Here is a 2,520-nt window from a genome sequence, read left to right as displayed (position 1 = left end):
CTCGGGCTGAGCAAGCAGCTCGACCCGACGCTGGCCGTCGACGAGCGGCTGGTCGAGCGGCTGCCGCACATCGTCGACGGGGCCTCGGCGGTCTGCTGACTCCGTCAGGTCGATACTCCGACCGTTCAGCGTTCGGCGACTACAGCAACACGTTCACCCAGTCGTTCGCGGTGTTGGCGTCGGACCGCGCTGGCGGCGCACCACCGGCCGCGGTGACGTTCCTGGCCGCGAGCCGGTGCGCCGACGGTGGCTTCCCACTGCTGTTCGGGCAGGCGACGTGTGTCAGCGACGTCGACGCGACAGCGATCGCGGTCCAGGCTCTGCTCGCGGCGGACCGGCCGCTCGTCGCGGCCTCGGCTGCACAGTGGCTGGTCTCCGTGCAGGGCGGTGACGGCTCATTCTCCGCCAACGGCGTGCCCAACGCGAACAGCACCGGCCTCGCCGCCCAGGCACTGGCCGTCGCCGGGCGACCGCTGCCGTGGCTGCGCGCCCGCCAGTTCCTCATCGGCCTCCAGGTGGCCTGCACCGGGCCTTCCACCGAGCGCGGCGCCATCGCGTACACCTCGGGTGGCTTCGACGCGACCACCGCGGTGCGTGCCACCGCTCAGGCCGTCCCCGGCCTTGCCGGCACCGGGTACGCGACCCTGTCGGCCAGCGGCGCCCAGCCCGCCGCTCCCGTCCTGGCGTGTGCACCGTGGTGACCGCGCAGCGGGCGACGATTCGGCGACGGATGGCGCTGCTGCTCGCGGCTGCCGTCGCCAGCGTCGGCCTGATCGTCATTGACCCGGTTCCGCGCGCCGCACACGCAGCGGCGTGCGCGCCGGGCGCGGGCGTCACGGTGGTCGTCGACCTCACCGCGTTCGGCCTCGGCGTGCAGACCGGTTGCCGGCTCGGAGACCCGCCGACCGGCTTGGCCGCGTTGCAGGGCGCGGGCTTCACCGTGACGGGCACCCAACGCTGGGGGCTTGCTTTCGTCTGCCGCATCAACGGCTATCCCACACCCGCCTCCGAACCATGCGTCAACACTCCCCCGGCCAGCGCGTACTGGTCGTACTGGCACGCTGTGCCCGGCGGCACCTGGTCCTACAGCACGCTCGGCGCCAGCAGCTACAACCCCGCGCAGGGCACCGTCGAAGGATGGCGTTTCGGCTCCGGGCAGGCTCCGTCGATCTCCCCGCCCTAACATGCGCCGGGGGTGGTGCCGGCACCGGAGTCCCGAACGACCGAGCTGCGCAACGGCACCGCCCCCGACGCACCAGCAGCCCTCGGCGGCACCACATCAGTCGTCCGGTGGCGTTAATCCGGGGCGGTTGAAGTACGCGGATCCGTCGACCACCCACACCTGCCCGTTGCGCACCGCGGGCCGGTCCGCCCACCCAGGTTGCCCGGCCACCAGCCATCAACCCGGCGAGGCGACGCTACGAGCCGAGCGCCAGTCGTACGCCGAGCGCGACGAACGCCACCGCGCAGATCCGGTTGATCCGCCGCGACCAACGGCCGTCCGTCATCCGGCCGGCGGCCCGGCCGGCGATCACGCCCAGAGCGATGTCGACGGTCAGCTGCACCGCGACGAAGATCGCGCCGAGGAGCACCAGTTGCGCGGTGGCGCTGCCCGCTGCCGGGTCGACGAACTGGGGCAGGAACGCCACGCTGAACAGGATCATCTTCGGGTTGAGCAGGTTGGTCACCAAGCCGCGCAGGAAGGCCCGCCCAGCGCGACCACTCTGCTCCGGCTCGCCGGCGACCGGGGCGCCGACGGCGCGTAGCGCCCGCAGGCCTAGAACGACCAGGTACGCCGCGCCGGCCCAGCGGATCACCGTGAACAGCACCGGCGAGGCGGAGATGACCGCGGCGAGACCGCCGACGACCGCGGCCACGTGCACGGCCTCCCCGGCGGCGACACCGAACGCGGCCACCACCGCGGCGCGGGTGCCGTAGCGGCCGGCGGTGGCCAGCACGAACATCATGTCCGGACCGGGCGTAACCATGAGGACGACGATCGCAGCCAGGTAGCCGGCCAGCGTCGCAACGGACAGTCCGAGCACGGCTCAGACCTCCTCGGCGCCGTCGAGCAACGCCCTCCGCAGCGCCAGCCGGTGCTCCCGGCGGATCTCCGCCTCCCGGTACCGACGCCGGTCCCCGTCGGTCTCCGGCAGCAGCGGCGGCACCGTACGAGGCTGACCCTCGTCGTCGATGGCGACCATGACCAGGTGGGCGGTGGCCACGTCGGTGGGCGGCACCGCCCGGTCCCACCGGTCAGCCGTGACCTTGACGGCCACCTCCATCGAGCTGCGTCCGGCCCAGGTGATCCGGGCGTCGACGTGCACGACGTCGCCGACCCGCACGGCGCGCAGGAACGCGGTCTCGTCGATGGCGGCGGTCACCGCCGGCCCGTCGGAGTGCCGGGCGGCGACCACACCGGCGACGGAGTCCGTCGGTGGCCGTCGTGGCAGCGCTGCCGGATGCCCCGCTGCCGGATGGTGCGGTGGTGGAGTCCCGGGTGCTGGCGGCCGGAACGCC

General features: G+C 73.4%; 4 protein-coding genes. 2 read left to right on the top strand and 2 right to left on the bottom strand.

Annotation, left to right across the window (positions count from 1 at the left end):
• The first annotated feature begins 212 nt into the window (after window positions 1-212).
• A complete protein-coding gene (locus tag ABZ749_RS33745) occupies window positions 213-701 on the top strand; it encodes a hypothetical protein (protein WP_357235114.1) in 489 nt (162 codons plus the stop codon).
• 29 nt (window positions 702-730) lie between these two features.
• A complete protein-coding gene (locus tag ABZ749_RS33740; RefSeq protein ID WP_357235119.1) occupies window positions 731-1,183 on the top strand; it encodes a hypothetical protein in 453 nt (150 codons plus the stop codon).
• A 235-nt stretch (window positions 1,184-1,418) separates the two neighbouring features.
• On the opposite strand, the gene ABZ749_RS33735 is transcribed toward ABZ749_RS33740, so the two are convergent.
• On the bottom strand, window positions 1,419-2,045 hold the full coding sequence (locus ABZ749_RS33735) for a LysE family translocator (protein WP_357235112.1): 627 nt from the start codon (window positions 2,043-2,045) through the stop codon (window positions 1,419-1,421).
• A 3-nt stretch (window positions 2,046-2,048) separates the two neighbouring features.
• Window positions 2,049-2,453 (bottom strand): hotdog domain-containing protein, encoded by a 405-nt coding sequence (locus tag ABZ749_RS33730; protein WP_357235116.1) that lies wholly within the window; start codon window positions 2,451-2,453, stop codon window positions 2,049-2,051.
• Window positions 2,454-2,520: the final 67 nt, after the last annotated feature.

The sequence above is a fragment of the Micromonospora sp. NPDC047753 genome (assembly GCF_040642735.1).
Taxonomy (GTDB): domain Bacteria; phylum Actinomycetota; class Actinomycetes; order Mycobacteriales; family Micromonosporaceae; genus Micromonospora.
The sequence above is the reverse complement of the archived record's forward strand: the minus strand, read 5'-3'. Positions and strand labels throughout refer to the sequence as shown.

Bases quoted from the DNA above. Each gene is read 5' to 3' on its own strand.
- ABZ749_RS33740 (WP_357235119.1), top strand. From the start codon at position 731: ATGGCGCTGCTGCTCGCGGCTGCCGTCGCCAGCGTCGGCCTGATCGTC.